Source organism: Pseudomonas sp. KH_027 (assembly GCF_057838565.1).
The window spans coordinates 1,735,395-1,754,643 of record NZ_CM174470.1; the positions used below are offsets into that span (position 1 = coordinate 1,735,395).

The 19,249-nt window shown below is 63.0% G+C and carries 22 protein-coding genes and 1 pseudogene; 10 read left to right on the forward strand and 13 right to left on the reverse strand.

Annotated elements, in window-relative coordinates; genetic code table 11:
- Positions 1-129: 129 nt before the first annotated feature.
- The 3 genes from AC3IYG_RS08175 to AC3IYG_RS08185 all read right to left on the reverse strand — a co-directional run bounded on the left by AC3IYG_RS08175 (position 130) and on the right by AC3IYG_RS08185 (position 2,091).
- Positions 130-501, reverse strand: a complete 372-nt coding sequence (locus AC3IYG_RS08175; protein WP_489313284.1) for a glutathione S-transferase N-terminal domain-containing protein — start codon at positions 499-501, stop codon at positions 130-132.
- A gap of 102 nt (positions 502-603) precedes the next feature.
- Positions 604-1,068: a bacteriohemerythrin gene (locus AC3IYG_RS08180; protein WP_489313285.1), complete on the reverse strand. Its 465-nt coding sequence runs from the start codon at positions 1,066-1,068 to the stop codon at positions 604-606.
- Positions 1,069-1,182: 114 nt separating this feature from the next.
- A complete protein-coding gene (locus AC3IYG_RS08185) occupies positions 1,183-2,091 on the reverse strand; it encodes a LysR family transcriptional regulator (RefSeq protein ID WP_489313286.1) in 909 nt (302 codons plus the stop codon).
- 142 nt (positions 2,092-2,233) lie between these two features.
- Here AC3IYG_RS08185 and AC3IYG_RS08190 point away from each other — a divergent pair, with 142 nt between their 5' ends.
- Positions 2,234-2,998 (forward strand): SDR family oxidoreductase, encoded by a 765-nt coding sequence (locus tag AC3IYG_RS08190; RefSeq protein WP_489313287.1) that lies wholly within the window; start codon positions 2,234-2,236, stop codon positions 2,996-2,998.
- 71 nt (positions 2,999-3,069) lie between these two features.
- Here AC3IYG_RS08190 and folE read toward each other — a convergent pair whose 3' ends face one another.
- From folE to AC3IYG_RS08210, 4 genes are all read right to left on the reverse strand, one after another.
- On the reverse strand, positions 3,070-3,615 hold the full coding sequence (folE, locus tag AC3IYG_RS08195) for a GTP cyclohydrolase I FolE (protein ID WP_489313288.1): 546 nt from the start codon (positions 3,613-3,615) through the stop codon (positions 3,070-3,072).
- A gap of 91 nt (positions 3,616-3,706) precedes the next feature.
- Positions 3,707-4,264 carry a Smr/MutS family protein gene (locus AC3IYG_RS08200; protein ID WP_489313289.1) on the reverse strand — a complete coding sequence of 186 codons (558 nt, stop codon included), beginning with the start codon at positions 4,262-4,264 and terminating at the stop codon, positions 3,707-3,709.
- A 49-nt stretch (positions 4,265-4,313) separates the two neighbouring features.
- On the reverse strand, positions 4,314-4,634 hold the full coding sequence (locus AC3IYG_RS08205) for a hypothetical protein (RefSeq protein WP_489313290.1): 321 nt from the start codon (positions 4,632-4,634) through the stop codon (positions 4,314-4,316).
- 99 nt (positions 4,635-4,733) lie between these two features.
- The gene (locus AC3IYG_RS08210; protein WP_489313291.1) at positions 4,734-5,327 is read right to left on the reverse strand and encodes a cysteine hydrolase family protein; all 594 of its coding nucleotides are present in this window, start codon (positions 5,325-5,327) and stop codon (positions 4,734-4,736) included.
- Positions 5,328-5,514: 187 nt separating this feature from the next.
- Between AC3IYG_RS08210 and prmB the strand changes: the two genes are divergently transcribed.
- Positions 5,515-6,435, forward strand: coding sequence for a 50S ribosomal protein L3 N(5)-glutamine methyltransferase (prmB, locus tag AC3IYG_RS08215; protein ID WP_489313292.1), 921 nt, complete (start codon positions 5,515-5,517; stop codon positions 6,433-6,435).
- Positions 6,436-6,529: 94 nt separating this feature from the next.
- Here the strand turns inward: prmB and AC3IYG_RS08220 are convergent, their stop codons facing one another.
- Positions 6,530-7,312 carry a hypothetical protein gene (locus AC3IYG_RS08220; protein WP_489313293.1) on the reverse strand — a complete coding sequence of 261 codons (783 nt, stop codon included), beginning with the start codon at positions 7,310-7,312 and terminating at the stop codon, positions 6,530-6,532.
- Positions 7,313-7,360: 48 nt separating this feature from the next.
- Positions 7,361-8,350, reverse strand: a complete 990-nt coding sequence (locus tag AC3IYG_RS08225) for an alpha/beta hydrolase (RefSeq protein WP_489313294.1) — start codon at positions 8,348-8,350, stop codon at positions 7,361-7,363.
- 187 nt (positions 8,351-8,537) lie between these two features.
- Here AC3IYG_RS08225 and aroC point away from each other — a divergent pair, with 187 nt between their 5' ends.
- The 6 genes from aroC (at position 8,538) to AC3IYG_RS08255 (ending at position 13,084) form a co-directional block, all read left to right on the forward strand.
- Positions 8,538-9,629, forward strand: a complete 1,092-nt coding sequence (gene aroC, locus AC3IYG_RS08230; protein WP_489313295.1) for a chorismate synthase — start codon at positions 8,538-8,540, stop codon at positions 9,627-9,629.
- Positions 9,630-9,648: 19 nt separating this feature from the next.
- The gene (locus AC3IYG_RS08235; RefSeq protein WP_489313296.1) at positions 9,649-10,800 is read left to right on the forward strand and encodes an MFS transporter; all 1,152 of its coding nucleotides are present in this window, start codon (positions 9,649-9,651) and stop codon (positions 10,798-10,800) included.
- The gene (locus AC3IYG_RS08240) at positions 10,797-11,411 is read left to right on the forward strand and encodes a methylthioribulose 1-phosphate dehydratase (protein WP_489313297.1); all 615 of its coding nucleotides are present in this window, start codon (positions 10,797-10,799) and stop codon (positions 11,409-11,411) included. The genes AC3IYG_RS08235 and AC3IYG_RS08240 overlap by 4 nt, the downstream gene beginning before the upstream one ends.
- Before the next feature lie 24 nt (positions 11,412-11,435).
- Positions 11,436-11,981: a 1,2-dihydroxy-3-keto-5-methylthiopentene dioxygenase gene (locus tag AC3IYG_RS08245; protein WP_489313298.1), complete on the forward strand. Its 546-nt coding sequence runs from the start codon at positions 11,436-11,438 to the stop codon at positions 11,979-11,981.
- Between the two features lie 104 nt (positions 11,982-12,085).
- Entirely contained in the window at positions 12,086-12,769 is a 684-nt protein-coding gene (gene mtnC, locus AC3IYG_RS08250) for an acireductone synthase (protein WP_489313299.1), read from the forward strand.
- Between the two features lie 123 nt (positions 12,770-12,892).
- A complete protein-coding gene (locus tag AC3IYG_RS08255) occupies positions 12,893-13,084 on the forward strand; it encodes a PLDc N-terminal domain-containing protein (RefSeq protein ID WP_489313300.1) in 192 nt (63 codons plus the stop codon).
- 79 nt (positions 13,085-13,163) lie between these two features.
- On the opposite strand, the gene AC3IYG_RS08260 is transcribed toward AC3IYG_RS08255, so the two are convergent.
- Together AC3IYG_RS08260 and AC3IYG_RS08265 are read right to left on the reverse strand one after the other, a co-directional pair.
- The gene (locus AC3IYG_RS08260; RefSeq protein ID WP_489313301.1) at positions 13,164-13,637 is read right to left on the reverse strand and encodes a methylated-DNA--[protein]-cysteine S-methyltransferase; all 474 of its coding nucleotides are present in this window, start codon (positions 13,635-13,637) and stop codon (positions 13,164-13,166) included.
- A 4-nt stretch (positions 13,638-13,641) separates the two neighbouring features.
- Positions 13,642-14,538, reverse strand: a complete 897-nt coding sequence (locus AC3IYG_RS08265) for a DNA-3-methyladenine glycosylase family protein (RefSeq protein ID WP_489313302.1) — start codon at positions 14,536-14,538, stop codon at positions 13,642-13,644.
- A gap of 227 nt (positions 14,539-14,765) precedes the next feature.
- Between AC3IYG_RS08265 and speE the strand changes: the two genes are divergently transcribed.
- Both speE and AC3IYG_RS08275 read left to right on the forward strand, forming a co-directional pair.
- The gene (speE, locus tag AC3IYG_RS08270) at positions 14,766-15,626 is read left to right on the forward strand and encodes a polyamine aminopropyltransferase (protein ID WP_489313303.1); all 861 of its coding nucleotides are present in this window, start codon (positions 14,766-14,768) and stop codon (positions 15,624-15,626) included.
- A 394-nt stretch (positions 15,627-16,020) separates the two neighbouring features.
- A complete protein-coding gene (locus tag AC3IYG_RS08275; protein WP_489313304.1) occupies positions 16,021-18,099 on the forward strand; it encodes an LTA synthase family protein in 2,079 nt (692 codons plus the stop codon).
- Between the two features lie 376 nt (positions 18,100-18,475).
- On the opposite strand, the gene AC3IYG_RS08280 is transcribed toward AC3IYG_RS08275, so the two are convergent.
- Positions 18,476-18,796 carry a type II toxin-antitoxin system RelE/ParE family toxin gene (locus AC3IYG_RS08280; RefSeq protein WP_489332201.1) on the reverse strand — a complete coding sequence of 107 codons (321 nt, stop codon included), beginning with the start codon at positions 18,794-18,796 and terminating at the stop codon, positions 18,476-18,478.
- Between the two features lie 129 nt (positions 18,797-18,925).
- Positions 18,926-19,060: pseudogene (locus AC3IYG_RS08285) on the reverse strand (GFA family protein); the annotation flags it as partial.
- Positions 19,061-19,249 lie beyond the last annotated feature (189 nt).

Here is a 19,249-nt window from a genome sequence, read left to right on the forward strand (position 1 = left end):
CGGAGTGTTGGGCTTCGCGGGGCTCAGCCCAACCTACATGCGACCGATCCCTGGCTGAGAGGGGCGCCTGGATGGAGAGCGCCGGCTTTCGCTCTACACCCGGCTACGGACGTTCCCCCGAGGCGGGCTTCAATAGGCGGCGAAGCGGTCCTGCAGGTACTGCATGATGACCTTGGATTCGTACATCCAGGTGGTCTGGCCGTTTTCTTCGATGCGCAGGCACGGCACCTTGATCGCGCCACCTTCGGCCAGCAGGGTTTGCCGGTCTTGCGCGTCGTTTTTGGCGTCGCGCAGGCTAATCGGCAGGTTCAGGCGATGGATGGTGCGACGGGTACGCACGCAGAAGGGGCAGGCATGAAACTGGTAGAGCGAAAGCCCCGCCGCGGCCTTGTTGACCTGGGCCTGCACTTCAGCCGGGCGGCGCATCTTGCGCGGGCGGGTGATGAAGTCGAGGAAAACGATCAGTTGGCCCAAGCCAACTCGTAATGCTTTGATAAACACTGCAGCATGCCCTTTCGGTGACGATTCGAGGGGTGCAGCTTACCTGAATGTGCCTGCTCTGGCCCGACACCTCGTCCGAGGGCCGGCTCGGCAAGAAACGCCCTAGTTGAAAAATTTCCTGATCGAGCGCGAGAACCAGCCGTCGGCGTGCTTGTCGCGGACCAGCCGGTTCATGTTGTCCTTTACCGTCTGGGCATAGGCGGCATCGTCATTGCGGATATGGTTGAACAGCCAGCGCGACAGCAGGCTGATGAGCTCCTGGGCAATGTCTTCGCCGGCCTTGAAGCGCAGGTTGAACTCGCTCACCCGGCCGATGAAAATGTCATGCACGCGCTTGTGTGGGCGGCTGAACGCGTAGCCGGCTTCCTCCAGCAGCGATTCCTCGAAGGCGAAATGCGACAGGGTGTAATCCACCAGCTCGTTCAGCACATCGCCGACTTCATCGCGGCTGTGCCCGTGTTCCTGGGCCCGAATCAGCAGATTGATCATGTCGACGATGCGCCTGTGCTGATCGTCGATGATTTGAATGCCGGTGTTCAGGTCGTCTTGCCAGCTCAGATAGGCCATTGGATGTGTCCCTAGCGCGTCGCTCAACTGCATGTGAGCGTTTGGCCAAGACTATCCAAGCCCTCTAGCGCGGGGCCTGACCCAGATCAAGCAATGGTGGTGTGAGCGCTTGCGCTACCGCGCCTGGCGATCCCAGGGCGCTACGCCACGGAATGCCTCGACCAGGAAATCCACCATCACCCGCACCTTGGCACTCAGGTGGCGGCGGCTGGGGTACATGGCCAGTATGTCGATCTCTGGCAGGCGATAGCCGGGCAGCAGCGGTACCAGGCGGCCGCAGCGCAGGTCGTCGGCGAGCAGAAAGGTCGGTTGCCAGATCACCCCGCGCCCGGCCAGCGCCGCCGCGCGAGCGGTGTCGCCATTATTGCAGTGCATCTGGCCGCTGACTTTCACGCTGTGGAGCTTGCCTTCGGCATCGCTGAACTGCCACTCGTCACCCGAATAGGTGTAGCAAATACAGGCATGTTCGCGCAGTTCGGCCGGGGTCTGGGGGTGGCCGTGGCGTTCCAGGTAATCGGGCGCGGCGCACAGAATATTCTGCGAGGTCGCCAGTTTGCGCGCCGCGTGGCTGGTGGTGCCGGCGCGGGAGATGCGGATGCCCAGGTCGTAGCCATCCTCGACCAGATCGACGACCCGGTCGATCAGGCTCACGTCGAGTTCCACCTCGGGGTACTGCTGCATGAACGCCGGCCACAGTGGCGCCAAGTGCAGAATGCCGAAGCTCAGCGGCGCGTTGATGCGCAGCCGGCCGCGCGGTTGCAATGCGTTGGATGAAACCAGCGCCTCGGTTTCCGCCACCTCGTCGAGGATGGATTTGCTCCGCTCGAAGAGTGCTTCGCCGCTTTCTGTAAGCGAGAGTTTGCGTGAACTACGATTCAATAGACGGGTCCCGAGGTGCGACTCCAGTTCGTTGATGTAGCGGGTCACGTTGGCAGGCGAAGTGTCGAGGGCATCCGCCGCGCGGGTGAAACTGCCGCGGCTGACTACCGTTACGAATACTTCGAAAGCTCGCAAGCGATCCATTTTTCAGGCTCTTATCGTTCATAAAAGATGAATGATAAGAGCACGTTTACTGCCTTCTTCCAACTCGATATGAAGCATAGATTGGCCTCCAACGACTGGCGCATCCGGCGCCAGCCGATTCAGCACATAGCAGAGGTGAAAAATGGGACGTTTAACTGGAAAAGTAGCCATCGTCACAGGCGCCAGCTCGGGCATTGGCCTGGCCACCGCCAAGTTGTTCGCCGCGGAAGGGGCAAAAGTCGTGATCGCCGCCCGGCGTGAAGCCGAACTGGCGAAGGTGGTCGCCGAGATCACTGCCGCCGGTGGCGAGGCCGTGGCCCTGGCCGGCGACGTGCAGTCGGAAGATTTCGCCAAGGCCCTGGTGGCCCTGGCGGTTAGCCGCTTCGGGCAGCTCGACATCGCCTTCAACAACGCCGGTACCCTGGGCGAACAGGCGCCGACCATTGAGGTGTCCGAGCAGGGCTGGAGCGAGACCCTGGCCATCAACCTGACCAGCGCCTTTCTGGGCGCCAAACACCAGATCCCCGAGATGATCAAACAGGGTGGCGGCTCGATTATCTTCACCTCGACCTTTGTCGGTTATTCCTTTGCTTTCCCGGGCGTTGCCGCCTATGCCGCGAGCAAGTCGGGGCTGATCGGGCTGACCCAGGCGCTGGCCGCCGAATACGGCCCGCAGGGCGTGCGCGTCAACTCGGTCCTGCCGGGCGCAGTGGATACCCCGATGTACCGCGACATGAACGACACGACCGAGTCGCAAGCCTTTATCACCAACCTGCACGCCCTGAAGCGCGTGGCCAAACCGGAGGAGGTGGCGCGTTCGGTGCTGTATCTCGCCTCCGATGATTCCTCGTTCGTGAGCGGTACCGCCTCCTTGGTCGATGGCGGCGCCTCGATCACCCGCACCTGAGTCGGACGATCCTGCAACCCATAAAAAAACCGGCCATTGGCCGGTTTTTTTATGCGCGAAGCAACGGTCGATCAGTTGATCAGGCTGAGAAACTCGCTACGGGTGGCGGCGTTTTCGCGGAACTCGCCGAGCATTACCGAAGTCACCATCGAGGAATTCTGCTTTTCCACGCCGCGCATCATCATGCACATATGCTGGGCTTCGATGACCACCGCCACGCCGAGGGCGCCGGTGACCTGCTGGATCGCCTCGGCGATCTGGCGGCTGAGGTTTTCCTGGATCTGCAGGCGCCGCGCATACATGTCGACGATCCGCGCCACCTTGGACAGGCCGAGCACCTTGCCGTTGGGAATGTACGCGACATGCGCCTTGCCGATGAAGGGCAGCAGGTGGTGCTCGCACAGCGAGTACAACTCGATGTTCTTCACCAGCACCATTTCGCTGTTGTCGGAGCTGAACAGCGCACCGTTGGTGACGGCCTCCAGGCTTTGCGTATAGCCCTGGCAGAGGTACTGCATGGCTTTGGCGGCACGTTTGGGCGTATCGAGCAGGCCTTCGCGGGAAACGTCCTCGCCCAGTTGGCCGAGAATCGCGGTGTAGTTCTGTTCCAGGGACATGGATCTACCTGTAAGACTTTATATGGGCAGTGTGCAAAGACGCAGGGTAGGGTAGCGGCGTTGCGGCTGGCAAGGGTTGTGGCGTAACAGATTACTCGTCGCGGCCATCCATCATGGTGCGTTTGAGTATCAGGTAAATCGCCCCGGTGCCGCCATGCTTGGGTAGGCATGAGGTGAAACCGAGCGCCTGCGGGTGTTGGCGCAGCCAGGTGTTGACGTGGCTTTTGAGCATAGGTCGTTTGCCATCCAGGCGCACCGCCTTGCCATGGGTGATGCGTACGCAACGTACTTCCAGCTTGGTCGCCTCGGCGAGAAATTCCCACAGGGTGTCGCGGGCTTTCTCGACGCTCATGCCATGCAGGTCGAGGCTGCCCTCGAAGGCGATCTGGCCGAGCTTCAGCTTGCGCATCTGGCCTTCCTGCATGCCGTCGCGAGCCCAGTTCAGCGGATCTTCCGGGCCGACGTCGATGACGAACTGATCGGACAGGCCATCGACGGTGACCGAGCCCTCGCTCACCGTTGCGGCATGGCGCAGGGTGGCGAGCCGTGCGCGGTCGGCCTTGGGTTTGCCGGTGTCGGCGCGGTCGTGCTGGATCGGCTTGACGCCGCGCGTCTCGGATTTGAACAGGGAAAAGTCGTCGTCTTGCATCAGGGGCCTCCGCGAAGGCGCCTAGTGTAACCATCGGGCGGCCGTGGCGTCAGTCGTGCTTCTTCATCAGGTGCGGCGCCAGGCTCAGGTCGCTCGGTCGGCGCAAGCGCCGTCGACATCTGCGCCAGGCGATCACGCCGACCCACAGCAGCAGCAACCCGATAGCCAACAGGATGCCGGCGGCGGTGGGGGTCGCATTCAGTGAGCCCAGCGCCGGCGGGCGGCCGAGCAGGGTCGCGGCGCCCGCCATGGCGAGCAGTACACCGAGCGTCGCGAACAGCGCGCTGAGTGCCGCGGCGAAACGCCAGCGCCAGCTGCCAGGACCGCGTGGGCGTAAGCGACGAGCATCGAAACCACCGGAGATTTTCATTCCGCTTCCTTCAAGGGTATTGGCGGTATGACCGGCACCGGCGGGCTAGGTTCAGTCGGCAGGCTTCCCGATGGGACATGCTCGTCACGACCGCGGGCCTCAGACCAGCGCCTTGGCCTGGGGCACCAGGGCGGCGAAATTGTCCGCCAGGGCCGCCATTTCGGCGCGATGGAGGTCCCGGGCCGTGATCAGGCCGTCGCCATAGGGCAGGTCGCGGGTGGCGCAGGCGCTGTCGACCAGGGTACAGCGATAGCCGTAATCCTTGCAGGCGCGCACGGTGGTGCTGACGCTGGAGTGGGTCATGAAGCCGCAAACGATCAGGTCGAGACGGCCGAGGGTTTGCAGCCGGTCATGCAGTTCGGTGCCGGAGAAGGCGTTGGGCAGCCGTTTTTCGACCACGATTTCGCCTGGCAGCGGTACCAGTTCCGGCAGGAAGCGCCCGCGCGGGCCCTGTGGGTCGAGAAAGCCGCCGGGCACCCCGAGGTGCTTCACATGCACGATGGGCGAACCGATGGCGCGGGCGGCGGCGAGCAGGCTGGCGATTTCGCCGATGGCCGCATCCAGGTCCGGCAATGGCAGCGCACCACTGCGGTACTCCTCCTGCGCATCGATGATCAGCAGGCAGGCATTACTCAGGCTGGCCGGTGCGTAACTTCGACCGGTGAGCTGGAGTAGGGTTTGTGGTTGGGACATGACATGGCTCCTGACAGACGCGGATTCCTGCCATTGTCACCCCGCGGGCGATGACTGTGAACCTTTTTGCCGACTCTTTGTCATGCCGAGCGGGGCGGCAGAGGCGAGCGCAGAGCCATTGCAAGAAATCGGCGGATGCGGGCGCGGCTTCGGCTAAAATGCCCGCCTTGACTCTGGAGATGCCGCCGTGACTGCTTCAACCTCCCAATTGCGTACCCTGCGCGACCATATTCGCTGGGCCGTCAGCCGCTTCCATGGCGAAGAATTGTTCTTCGGCCACGGTACCGATAACGCCTGGGACGAAGCCCGTCAGTTGGTGCTCGGCGCCGTGCACCTGCCCTGGGAAATTGCCGACAGTTACCTCGATTGTCGCTTGGAGGATGACGAGCGCGAGTACCTGCAAACGCTGCTCAAACAGCGCATCGAGGAGCGCGTGCCGACGGCCTATCTGCTTGGCGAGGCCTGGTTCTGTGGCATGCCCTTCGTGGTCGATGAGCGCGTATTGATCCCCCGTTCGCCGATTGCCGAATTGATCGAGCGGCACTTTGCCCCTTGGTTGCCGCAGGAGCCCGCGCGGATTCTCGACCTCTGCACCGGTTCGGGTTGCATCGGTATCGCCTGTGCGTACGAGTTCCCCCGGGCCGAGGTGGTGCTCGCCGATCTCTCGTTCGAGGCCCTGGAAGTGGCGAACCAGAATATCGAGCGGCATGACCTGGAAGAGCGTGTCTACACCGTGCAGGGCGATGGATTTGGCGGGCTGCCGGGCCAGCGTTTCGATCTGATCGTGTCGAACCCGCCCTATGTCGACGCCGAAGATTTCGCCGACATGCCCGCCGAGTACCATCACGAACCGGCCCTGGGATTGGCGTGCGGCAGTGATGGCCTGAACCTGGTGCGGCGCATGCTGGCCGAGGCGGCCGAGCACTTGAGCGAGAAGGGTGTGCTGATCGTCGAGGTTGGCAACAGCCAGGTGCATGTCGAAGCGTTGTACCCGGAGGTGGATTTCACCTGGCTGGAGTTCGAGCGCGGCGGCCATGGCGTGTTCCTGTTGGCGGCCGAGCAGTGCCGGCAGCATCAGGCGTTGTTCCGTTCACGGCTGCAGGGCTAAGGGGTATGGGAGGGGCTTTAGCCGCGACCCGCAGCGGTGCACCGGTTGTCGCGGCTGAAGCCCCTCCCACAAGATAGATGTTGTTCCCCGCCGCTCAGCGCGTGGCCATCCAGATCAACAGACCGGCCTGAAATACACAGAATGCCACCAGGCAGGTGATGGTGAAGCGCAAGGCGCCGTCTTCACGTTTGAGCATGGCCAGGTGCTCGTCCTGTTTGCGCAGCTTGACGTCCCGCTCGCGCAAGTTCTGGTCGGCCTGTTGCAGCATGGCGGCGGCGTCCAGCAACTCGATGAACTGCACCTTTTCCTGCCGCCAGTCGCTGTGCAGCGCGCTGACCCGCGCCGCGCCGTAGGTGGCCTTCAGTTGTTGCGGGTCGCAATAGTCGACGTCGAAGCCCTGGGCGCGCAGGAAGTGGTCGCGGCGTTGGCGGGCGTCTTCGCTGAGCACGTCTTTGAGCGCCAGCGCGCCGCCCTCGACCTGGTAGTGCGCGCATTTCTGCTTGGCCCAGATGATGCCTTGGGCGAGCAGGAAGCGGCCGAGGCCGCGGTTCGGCGGCTCGATGTACAGGCCGCTGTCGAGGCCGAAGCGGACTTCTTTGCTGCGGTGATCGACCCACACTTCCAGCACGTTCTGCTCTTTGCGCACCTGTTGCCCCGGCAGTGCCAGGCTCAGGCGCAGCAGGCTCTGTTGCGGGCTGTGCCGTGCAACCCGGCCCAATTGCACGAAGCGCAGCGGCCGCGCACCGGTATACGCATCCGTCGGCAGCGGTGCCAGGCGCAGCAGGCGGAGCTGTTCGGCGGGCAAGTTGCTCCAGGGATGCGGCAAGGCCTCCGTGGGCACGGCTTCGTCGGATTGTGAGGTTTGGTTGTCGGTCATACGCGGCGTCCTGGTGCGCTAGTGCCAGGTAGAGCACTGGCCTTAGGCTTATCGGCCGGCGGTCGCGCCACTGGAGGCTGGCATTGTGCCATTGCGCAGGATGAAGCGGATGATCTGCTCGGTCAGCTCCCGCGCCAGCGGCAACTGCGGGTTGTTATAGGACGCCAGTTGCTGTTTGGCATCGTTCGGGACGATGCGCAGCGCATGGTTCATACCTTCGATCAGCACCAGTTGGGCATCGGGCTTGGCTGTTTTGAGCGCCTGGGCATCGCCTACGCTGATCTGGATGTCGTGGCTGCCCTGGATGATCAGGGTCGGTAGCCGCAGCTTGGCGAAGGCGGCGGCTGGCTCCTGGCGAAACAGCGAAATCAGGTAGGGCTGCACGCTGGGGCGGAACAGCACCTGTAGCTCGGCGGGCACCTGTGCCACGGGTTGCCCGGCTTTCAGGCTGTCGATCAACACTTCGCTCGGCGTCAGCAGCCTGGGTGGCAGGCGCACGCGCAGCTGTTCGCGCAGCACCTGATCGATCGGCCGCGAACTGCCGGCGATGGCGATCAGCGCATCGGCCCCCGCAGCCGGGGCGGCGAGGCTGGCGATCAGCGCGCCTTCGCTGTGGCCGACCAGGATCAACTGGCCGAAGCGTGGGTCGGCCTTGAGCAACTGGCCCCAGGCAGCCGCGTCGGCGACATAGCGTTCGACGCTGAGGTCACGCTCATCCGGGGTGGCGGCCTGGCTGGCGGCGACGCCGCGCTTGTCGTAACGCACGCTGGCAATCCCGTGTTTGGCCAGCGCTTGGGCCAGGCGCTTGAGGCTGTCGTTGTGCCCGCCACCGGGGTTGTTGCCGTTGCGGTCAGTCGGCCCGGAGCCGGCGATCAGCAGCGCGACCGGCACCGCGGCAGTGGTTTTCGGCAGCAGCAGGGTGCCGTGCAACTCGCCGTTGCCGGTGTCCAGGCTGATCGGGCGTTGCAGCACGGTGTAGGGCGTGGCCTGGGCCAGGCCGGCAAGCAGGGGGAGGATCAGGGCGAACACTCGCAGCATGGGACGGCTACTTGAGAAGATTGAGGGGCGGACGCACCGCAGGGTGCCTGTCGGGCTTGGGCTTTCGCAGAGCAACAGCACTGACTCAGACAGATGCTCAGGATTAAGGTTCGAGGATGAACTGCCTGGGCGCGGCGGGTATACTCCCTGGCCTTTGTTTGTGGCTGATTTTCGCGGAGCGTCCTGCATGTCCGGCAATACCTACGGCAAGCTGTTCACTGTCACCACCGCTGGCGAAAGCCATGGCCCGGCCCTGGTCGCCATCGTTGACGGCTGCCCGCCGGGGCTGGAGCTGTCCCTGGCCGATTTGCAGCGCGACCTCGATCGGCGCAAGCCGGGCACCAGCCGCCACACCACGCAGCGCCAGGAAGACGACGAGGTGGAAATCCTCTCCGGGGTGTTCGAAGGCAAGACCACCGGCTGCCCGATCGGGCTGCTGATCCGCAACACCGACCAGAAGTCCAAGGACTACTCGGCGATCAAGGACCTGTTCCGCCCGGCCCACGCCGACTACACCTACCAGCATAAATACGGCATCCGCGACTACCGTGGCGGTGGCCGCAGTTCCGCCCGCGAAACCGCCATGCGCGTGGCGGCCGGCGCCATTGCCAAGAAATACCTGGCGACCCTGGGTATCAGCGTGCGCGGCTACATGAGCCAGCTCGGCCCGATCGAGATCCCGTTCAAGAGCTGGGACTCGGTGGAAGAAAACGCCTTCTTCAGCCCCGACCCGGACAAAGTGCCTGAGCTGGAAGCCTATATGGACCAGCTGCGCCGCGACCAGGATTCAGTCGGGGCGAAAATCACCGTGGTCGCCGAGGGCGTGATGCCGGGCCTGGGCGAGCCGATTTTCGACCGCCTGGACGCCGAGCTGGCCCACGCCCTGATGAGCATCAATGCGGTGAAAGGCGTGGAGATCGGCGCCGGTTTCGCCAGTGTCGCCCAGCGCGGCACCGAGCACCGCGACGAGCTGACCCCGCAAGGTTTCCTCAGCAACAACGCTGGCGGCATCCTCGGCGGGATTTCCTCCGGGCAGCCGATCGTCGCCCACCTGGCGCTGAAGCCGACTTCCAGCATCACCACGCCAGGGCGGTCGATCGATGTCCATGGCAATCCGGTCGAGGTGATCACCAAAGGTCGTCACGATCCCTGCGTCGGCATCCGCGCCACGCCGATCGCCGAGGCAATGATGGCCATCGTGCTGCTCGATCACCTGCTGCGTCACCGTGGGCAGAATGCCGGCGTCAGCGTCACCACGCCGGTGCTGCCGCAGCTGTGATAGACGCCGTAGCCCGCTCATGACGCCCGCGTTGCCGTACTGGCGGCTGTCCGGGTTCTACTTCTGCTATTTCTCGCTGCTCGGCGCCACGGCGCCGTTCCTGGCGCTGTATTTCGATCACCTGGGGTTTTCCGCCGCGCGTATCGGCGAGCTGGTGGCGATCCCCATGCTGATGCGCTGCGTGGCGCCCAACCTGTGGGGCTGGCTGGGTGACTACAGCGGGCGGCGCCTGGCCATCGTGCGCTTCGGGGCGATCTGTACATTGTTGTGCTTTGCCGGCATCTTCATCAGCCAGAGCTACGCCTGGCTGGCGCTGATCATGGCCCTGCACGCGTTCTTCTGGCACGCCGTGCTGCCGCAGTTCGAGGTCATCACCCTGGCGCATCTGCGCGAGCAGGCCGCGCGCTACAGCCAGATTCGCCTGTGGGGCAGCATCGGCTTCATCGTCGCGGTGGTCGGCCTGGGCCAGCTGTTCGAGCTGCTCAGCCTGGATGCCTATCCCTGGGCGCTGATCCTGATCATGAGCGGCATCGTGCTGAGCAGTTGCTGGGTGCCCAATGCGCAGCCGCAGATGCGCCCGAATACCGAAGGTGAGGGCGGCTTTATCCGCCAGTTGCGACGCCCGGGGATTCTGGCGTTTTACCTCAGTGTCGGCCTGATGCAGCTGAGCAATGGCCCGTACTACACCTTTCTCACCCTGCACTTGGAGTCGCTGGGGTACTCGCGCGGGCTGATCGGCCAGCTCTGGGCCCTGGGCGTGCTGGCGGAAATCGTCCTGTTCATGTTCATGGCCAAGCTGCTGGCGCGCTATTCGTTGCGCAGCGTGCTACTGGCCAGTTTCCTGATTACCGCCGGACGCTGGTTGTTGCTCGGCAACCTGGCCGATCACCTGGCGGTACTATTGTTCGCCCAGTTGTTGCACGCAGCGACCTTTGGCAGTTTTCATGCCGCTGCCATCCATTTCGTGCAGCGTAGTTTCGCCGACCGCCAGCAAGGCCAGGGCCAGGCCCTGTACGCCGCCCTGGCCGGTGTCGGCGGCGCCCTCGGCGCGCTGTACTCCGGCTATAGCTGGAACACCCTGGGGCCGGCCTGGACCTTTGCCCTCGCCAGCCTGGCAGCCCTGGCGGCTGCCGTTATCACTGCCACCCGTTTGCAAGAGGAGAGGCCATGAGCCTGAGCCGCGCACAACTCGCCCAGCAGATCGTCGATGCCGGCCGTTTCCTGTACGGCCGTGGCTGGTCGCCGGCGACCAGCAGCAATTATTCCGCCCGCCTGTCGGCCAGCGAGGCCTTGCTTACCGTCTCTGGCAAGCACAAAGGCCAGCTCGGCCTGGACGATGTGCTGGCCACCGACATGCAGGGCCAGAGCCTGGAACCGGGCAAGAAGCCGTCAGCCGAAACCCTGTTGCACACCCAGCTGTACAGGTGGAAGGCCGGGATTGGCGCGGTGCTGCACACTCATTCGGTGAATGCCACGGTGCTGTCGCGCCTGACCAAGGCCGATTACCTGGTATTCGAGGATTACGAGCTGCAGAAGGCCTTCAGCGGCATCGCCACCCACGAATCCACGGTCACGGTGCCGATCTTCGACAACGACCAGGATATTGCCCGCCTGGCCAGCAAGGTGCAGCCTTGGCTGGAGCAACACCCGGACTGCGTGGGCTACCTGATCCGTGGCCATGGCCTGTACACCTGGGGCGCGCAGATGAGCGATGCCCTGCGCCAGATCGAAGCCTTCGAGTTTCTCTTCGAGTGCGAGCTGAAAATGCGCGCCTTGCACTAACCTGACGATACGAGACCCCTGACCATGAGCAGCCTGAGCGTCTACCACGAGTCACTTCCCGAGCAGCCGAACAAGGTCCTGACCCACCTGGAAGATATTGCCAGCACCCTGGCCGGGGTGGGTGTGCGTTTCGAGCGCTGGCAGGCGCTGGCAGCGCTTGCCCCCGGCGCCAGCCAGGAGGAGGTGATCGCCGCCTATCGCCCGCAGATCGAACAATTGATGAGCGAGCGCGGCTATGTCACGGTCGACGTGGTCAGCCTGAACCGCGATCACCCGCAGAAGGCCGAATTGCGCGCCAAGTTCCTCGATGAGCACCGGCATGCCGAGGACGAGGTGCGCTTCTTCGTCGCCGGTCGTGGCTTGTTCAGCTTGCATATCGAGGATTACGTCTACGCCGTGCTGTGCGAGAAGAACGACCTTATCTCGGTGCCGGCCGGCACCCGGCACTGGTTCGACATGGGCGAGCACCCGCACTTCGTGGCCATCCGCCTGTTCAACAACCCCGAGGGTTGGGTCGCGCAGTTCACCGGCGAGGACATCGCCAGCCACTTTCCGCGCCTGGAAGACTGACGCCCAGGCACGATGCCTTCTGTAGGAGCGGGCCGCCTGCGATCTGTTTAGCTAATCCTTCGCGGGCATGGCCCGCTCCTACGCACCGATTTCTGGAGTTGAACATGTCGATCAAAGCCATCCTCACCGATATCGAAGGCACCACCAGCGCGGTGAGTTTTGTCTTCGAGGTGTTGTTTCCCTACGCCGCGCGCCATCTGCCGGACTTCGTCCTGCATAACGCCGAACAACCGGCGGTGGCGGCGCAGTTGGCGGCGGTGCGGGTCGAGAGTGGCGAGGCGGATGCAGATACCCTTCGGGTGATCGAGATTCTCCTGGGCTGGATTGCCGAAGACCGCAAGGCCACGCCACTCAAGGCCTTGCAGGGCATGATCTGGGCCGAGGGCTATCGGGCCGGCCAGCTCAAGGGCCATGTTTACCCGGATGCGGTGGAAGCGCTGAAACGCTGGAAGCAGGAGGGCTACGCGTTGTACGTCTACTCCTCGGGCTCGATCCAGGCGCAAAAGCTGATTTTCGGCTGCTCCGAGGCGGGCGACCTGACGCCGCTGTTTTCCGGCTACTTCGACACCACTTCCGGGCCCAAGCGCGAGGTGGACTCTTATCGCACCATCGCCCAGGCGATTGGCCATCCGGCCGATGAGGTGCTGTTTCTCTCCGATATCGTCGAGGAACTGGACGCCGCCCAGGCGGCTGGCATGCAGACCGTCGGCCTGGCCCGCGACGGTGGAGCGTTGGCGGGGCACGACAGCGTCGCCAGTTTTGCCGTGATCGATCTCGACCGCCTCTGACACGGCGGTCTGTGGCTGTGCAGGGTGGGATGGGGTGGTGGCCAGCCTGCATCGCAGGCAATACGGAGCCTCTGCCAGCAGCGACTATCCTAGGAGGGCAACCCTTCACACAGGAGTGTCACCATGGGTTCCACGTTTAGCGGCCTGATCGGCCTGATCATTCTGGCCCTGGATATCTGGGCGATTCTCAACGTAATCAAAAGCAGCGCGCAAACCGGGATGAAGATCGTCTGGGTGTTGCTGATTCTGCTGCTGCCAATACTGGGCCTGATTATCTGGGCCGTCGCCGGGCCGCGCGGTAACGTGCGGATCTAGTCGTACGCCGCTAAATAATCGCACCTGTGCGGCAGGCGGCAGGCGGCAGGCGGCATTGCTTGGTTTTCCGTCGGGTGCCTTAAAGCAACCACGCACCTTCGAGCTGCAACAGCAACTGCTTGCGCTCCAGACCGCCAGCGTAGCCGGTGAGGGTGCCGTTGCTGCCGATTACCCGATGGCAAGGGATGACCACCGCGATCGGGTTGGCGCCATTGGCGGTGCCGACCGCGCGCATGGCGTTCGGCCGCGCTATCCGCTGGGCCAAGTCGGCATAGCTGCAGGTACGGCCGAAGGGGATTTCCAGCAATGCCTGCCAGACTTCGCGCTGGAAGGGCGTGCCGACCGGGGCCAGGCGCAGCTGGAACTGTTGGCGCTGACCGGCGAAGTATTCGTCCAGTTGCCGGCAGGCGTCATCCAACTGCTGGCTGGCGGGTTGCCAGTCCGGCGCCAGTTCCCAGGGTTGCGCGGCATGCATATGCAACAGGCGCAGGCCCTGGTCATCGCCGGCCAGCAGCAGGGGGCCGAGTGGGCTGTCGTGGTAGCGGTAATGCATGGTTTCAATCCTCCGCGTAGCTTTGCCAGAGATACATGGCGGCATAGGCGCGCCAAGGGCGCCAGGTTTCGGCCCGGGTCGCGAGGCTGCGGGCGCTGATGCCGTCGTCGCCCCAGATCCGTGCTTTCAGCAGACCCAGGTCGCTGACCGGGAAGGCATCCGCCACGCCAAAGGCGCGCAGGGCGATGTACTCGGCGGTCCAGGGACCGATGCCCGGCAGCGCGCAAAGGCGCTCGAGCAGCGCATCGACACCGTCATCGGCATGCAGGGCCAGGCTGCCCTCATGCACGGCGCGGGCAAATCGCTGTAAGGTTTCCACCCGTTTTCCCGGCATGCCGATGCCGTCCAGCACACTGTCGGCGATGGCTGCGGCGCTCGGGAACACGCGTTGCGGCCCTTCCGGCGGCGCGTCCGTCAGGGTTTCGCCCAGCCGCGTCACCAGGCGCCCGGTGATGGTCACTGCGGCTTTGACCGTAACTTGTTGGCCGACGATGGCGCGTACCGCCTGTTCGAACGGGTCGAAGGCCGTCGGCAAGCGCAGGCCCGGATAGCGTGCGATGAGCGGGGCCAGCAGCGGGTCGCGGCGCAGGTGGGCGGCAATCGGTGCGGTGTCGGTGTCCAGGTCGAACATCCGCCGCACGCGAGCCGCCAGCGTCTGGCTCAGGCTGCTGGCGGACGGGCTCAGGCAGAGTTCCAACGCGGCTTCCTCGGCCAGTGGGCGCAGGGTGAACCAGCCGCTGGTCGCGCCGATGCGAAAGTTACGCCGGTAACCATCCGCTGTCAGGCGCTCCACCTCGGGCAGGCAGCGCAAGGCGAAGTACTGCTGGAATTGCTGCCAGCGCCAGGGTGCCAGGTAGGGCAGGCGAAGCACGGTCGCGGGCAGTTCGGGGCGTTCGTTCATGGCCAGACGATAGCGTTCCCGGCCGGGGATTGTCTTCCCCGAATCTTGCTTTTGAATCCGGCACCGGTATTTCTTGCGACGATTTTACACCGCGTGCAGCCGATCCAAGGTTCGACCTGTCATGGCTGCCCACGTAGAATGCGCGCCTTTGCAGGGCGTCAGTCCTGTCTTGTCATTGGGCGCCTGGCCCTACGTTTGGTTTACCGCAGCACAGAGGAGATAGACCCATGAGTGATTATCAAGAAACCCTCTACGAAGGCTATGGCCAGCGTTTCCGCATGGACAAGTTGCTGCATGAAGTACGCACCGAACATCAGCATCTGGTGATTTTCGAGAACCCGCGCATGGGCCGGGTGATGGCGCTGGATGGCGTGATCCAGACCACCGAAGCGGATGAATTCATCTACCACGAGATGCTCACCCACGTGCCGATCCTCGCCCACGGTTCGGCCAAGCGGGTGTTGATCATCGGCGGTGGCGACGGCGGCATGCTGCGCGAAGTGAGCAAGCACCGCAGCGTCGAGCACATCACCATGGTCGAGATCGACGGCACCGTGGTCGAGATGTGCAAGGAGTTTCTGCCGGAGCACTCCAAGGGCGCCTTCGACGACCCGCGGCTGAAGCTGGTGATCGACGACGGCATGCGCTTCGTCGCGACCACGGAGGAGAAGTTCGATGTGATCATCTCCGACTCCACCGACCCGATCGGCCCCGGTGAGGTGCTGTTTTCCGAGAACTTCTACCAGGCCTGCCGCCGCTGCCTGAACGAAGGTGGCATCCTGGTCACCCAGAACGGCACGCCCTTCATGCAGCTCAGCGAGGTGCAGACCACGGCCGGGCGCATGAATGGCCTGTTCGCCGACTGGCACTTTTACATGGCGGCGGTGCCGACCTATATCGGCGGCGCCATGACCTTCGCCTGGGGCGCAACCACCGCCGGCCTGCGCAACCTGCCGTTGGACACCCTGCGTCAGCGCTTCGCCGGTAGCGGCATCGTCACCCGCTATTACAACCCGGAAGTTCACCTGGGCGCATTTGCCTTGCCGCAATACGTGCTGCAAGCGGTGAGCAAACCGAGCAATGACTGAGTAGCACTCGGGAAAAGTGGGCCTGGCTGCAATCGCGAGCTGCGCTGAGTTCCACTCGACCTATTGCCGGAATCAACGAAATTTTCACATGGCATCCCGGAAAATCGCGCCGCGATGCCACGTGCAGGTGAGCCGGCCCACGGCCTTGGCTCCGTAGGCTGATCCAGTCGTCGTCCGGATCAGCCTGCGCAGGTGCCAAGGCTGGCCGGCGCGGGCGCCACCTGGTGCTGCGGCAGTCGCCGTTGGACTGCACCGGCCGGTTACAGGTTATTCTTGCATACCTGCATTCGGCATCGATTCTCATTACCCTTGCTGGCAGCCGATGGTTCTTGGCGCTGCAACGGTGTAATCGCCGCATTGAAATCAAACGTCTACCCAACGGATCCAGAACAACATGGCCAATACGGACGCCCTGAGTAACACGCCTTCCTCATCGCGCGTGCTCCGCCCCACTATTGCAAGTCACCTCGCGTTCACCTTCTTGAGCGCTTTGGCCTTGCTGCTGATTTACGCCTTACTGCGCGTGGCCCTGCTGGTTTATAACCGCGAGCTGATCGGCGTTACGCCCGCCATGACGTTTGCCGAAGCGTTCTTCAATGGCATGCGCTTCGACCTGCGCGTGGTGGTGTATGCCTGCGTGCCGTTGCTGCTGGCGTTGCTCAGCGTGCGCGCCATGGCGGCTCGCGGGGTCATGCGTCTGTGGCTGACGGCGTTCGCCAGCATCACCTTGTTTCTCGGCCTCACCGAGCTGGATTTCTACCGCGAGTTTCACCAGCGCCTGAACAGCCTGGTGTTCCAGTATTTCCAGGAGGACCCGCGCACCGTCCTCAGCATGTTGTGGAACGGATTCCCGGTTGGCCGCTACCTGCTGGCCTGGGCTGCCGCGACCTGGTTGCTGGCCAAGCTGTTCAAGGGGCTGGACCTGCTCAGCCGGCCGGCGCCGTCATTCGCTTCCGGCAACGCCAGGCCCGCTTGGTATTGGCGCGGCACGGCGTTCTTCGTCTGCCTGCTGGTGGCGGTGATCGCCGCCCGTGGTCACGTGCGCCAGGGCCCGCCGCTGCGTTGGGGCGATGCCTACACCACCGATTCGATGTTCGCCAACCAGCTTGGCCTGAATGGCACGCTGACCTTGGTGTCCGCGGCCTCGGCCAGTTTTTCGTCGCACCGGGAGAACGCCTGGAAGTCGACCATGGCGGATGCCGAAGCCCTGCAGGCCGTGCGCAAAATGCTGCTGACACCGAACGACAAGCTGGTGGATACCGATAAGGCCGCCATCCGCCGCGACTTCACGCCGCCGGCCGATGGCACGCTGCCGGTCCGCAATGTGGTGGTCATCCTGATGGAAAGCTTCGCCGGCCATTACGTCGGTGCCCTGGGCAGCCCGGACAACATCACGCCGAACTTCGACAAACTGGCGAAAGAAGGCCTGCTGTTCGACCGGTTCTTTTCCAATGGCACCCATACCCACCAAGGCATGTTCGCCACCATGGCCTGTTTCCCCAACCTGCCGAGCTTCGAGTACCTGATGCGCATGCCGGAAGGCGGCCACAAGTTCTCCGGCCTGCCACAACTGCTCAGCGCCCGCGATTACGACAACCTCTATGTCTACAACGGCAACTTCCAGTGGGACAACCAGTCGGGGTTCTTCAGCAACCAAGGCATGACCGACTTCATCGGTCGCGAGGACTTTGTCGATCCGGTGTTCATGGACCCGACCTGGGGTGTGTCCGACCAGGACATGTTCGACCGAGGCGCGGCGGAGCTGGAGAAGAACTATGGCGACAAACCCTTCTACGCCTTGCTGCAAACCCTCTCCAACCACACGCCCTACGCCTTGCCCAAGGACCTGCCGGTGGAGCCCGTTACCGGCCACGGTTCAGTGGATGAGCACCTGACCGCCATGCGTTATTCCGACTGGGCCCTGGGCCAGTTCTTCGAGAAGGCGCGCAAGGCGCCGTACTTCAAGGACACCCTGTTCGTCATCGTCGGCGACCATGGTTTCGGCAGTAACGAGCAACTGACGGAGATGGACCTGTTCCGCTTCAACGTGCCGTTGCTGCTGATCGCCCCGGGCATTCAGGAAAAGTTCGGCGCCAGCCGCAATACCGTTGGCACCCAGGTCGACATCGTGCCGACCATCATGGGCCGCCTCGGCGGCGACGTGCGCCACCAGTGCTGGGGCCGCGACCTGCTGAACCTGCCGGAAGGCGATCAGGGCATCGGCGTGATCAAGCCGTCCGGTGGCGAACAGACCGTCGCCATCGTCACCCCCAACCGCATCCTGATCCAGCCCAAGGGCTTCGAACCACGCCTGTATGACTACCAATTGGGCGCCGACTCCAAAGCCGAACGGGTGCCGGGCGATATCGACCCCGAGCTGAAGAAAAACCTCGAAGCTTTCCTGCAAACCGCCACCAAGAGCCTGCTGGATAACACCGCAGGAGTCGCGGACAGCAAGCCGAATAGCCATTGATAACAGCTGCGTGAGCACTAAAAAGGGGCCGTGAGGCCCCTTTTTAGTGTTTGCTCGGTAAGTGGGTAGGGCGGGTGAAACCCGCCGAATAACAGCAACGCAACGCTATCGGCCAATTATTGGTTTTCTGATCGCGCCGATGCCCCAGCGTAGGAGCGCAGCACAGGACGCTCTGCGTCCGAGCCGCCCAACGTAGAGGCTAATGGACGCTGAAGCGTCGAGGGCCGCCTTCCCACACCGAGCGTGGGAACGATCAAATGATTGTGATTGCCAGGCCGACGAGCTTTCTCATAGCGCTAACGATTAGATTGGGGGGCAGCCCAAAGCGCAGCTTTTGGTTGTCCCAGTGAGCGAAGCGAACGGTTTGAACCGCTAGTCAGGTGCTTTGTACGCGGTCTTCATCGTGGTGCCATATACGAAGAATGACGACAGATTCGCTATGAGTTGTGTACCGGATTACGTACTTTCCGACGATGGCGTCACGAATGGCTTTTGGGTCTGGAGCTAATTCAACGGTGCGGCCCATTGTTGGAGATAGGCGAAGGTTTTCGATACGTGCAATGAGCTCTGTTGCGACACGTGCAGCAGCAAGAGGATCTTTCTCAGCAATTAATGCTCGTAGGCGAACCAAATCTGCTACGGCCTCCTCTGAGTAGACCAGCTTTGAAAAAATAGGGGACAGACCACGATTAATCAGAGTGCGCCCTCAGTAAAACTGTGGTCTGTCCCCTATTACTCCCTATTACTTCTAAACTGTGGTCTGTCCCCTATTACTTCTTCCCTATTACTTCTGTGTCCCCTATTACTTCTGTCCCCTATTACTTCTGCCATAGCTGGCAAATGCGGCCCCATGACCTTTACGACATTGGCTGCAATGGCAGTGGCTCAGCGCTTTGGGGCGAGATCTGGTTTCGTATTTAACGGCACCGCAAAGGCAGCTGCCCTGAAAGTATTCAATCATTCTGGACGATCACCCTAGAAACATGGAGCCAATTTAAATTGCAGACTAACTGCGCTGTCTAACGACGATCGTGTCCCGAGAAGTGGTGTCACTGAACTGGGGGCGATTGTCTGCAAAGGCTTGGAGTCAGTGCTACTGGCTGAACTGAGCCAGTCGTGACGGGCGCTAATTGACCGGAAACGGACGCGC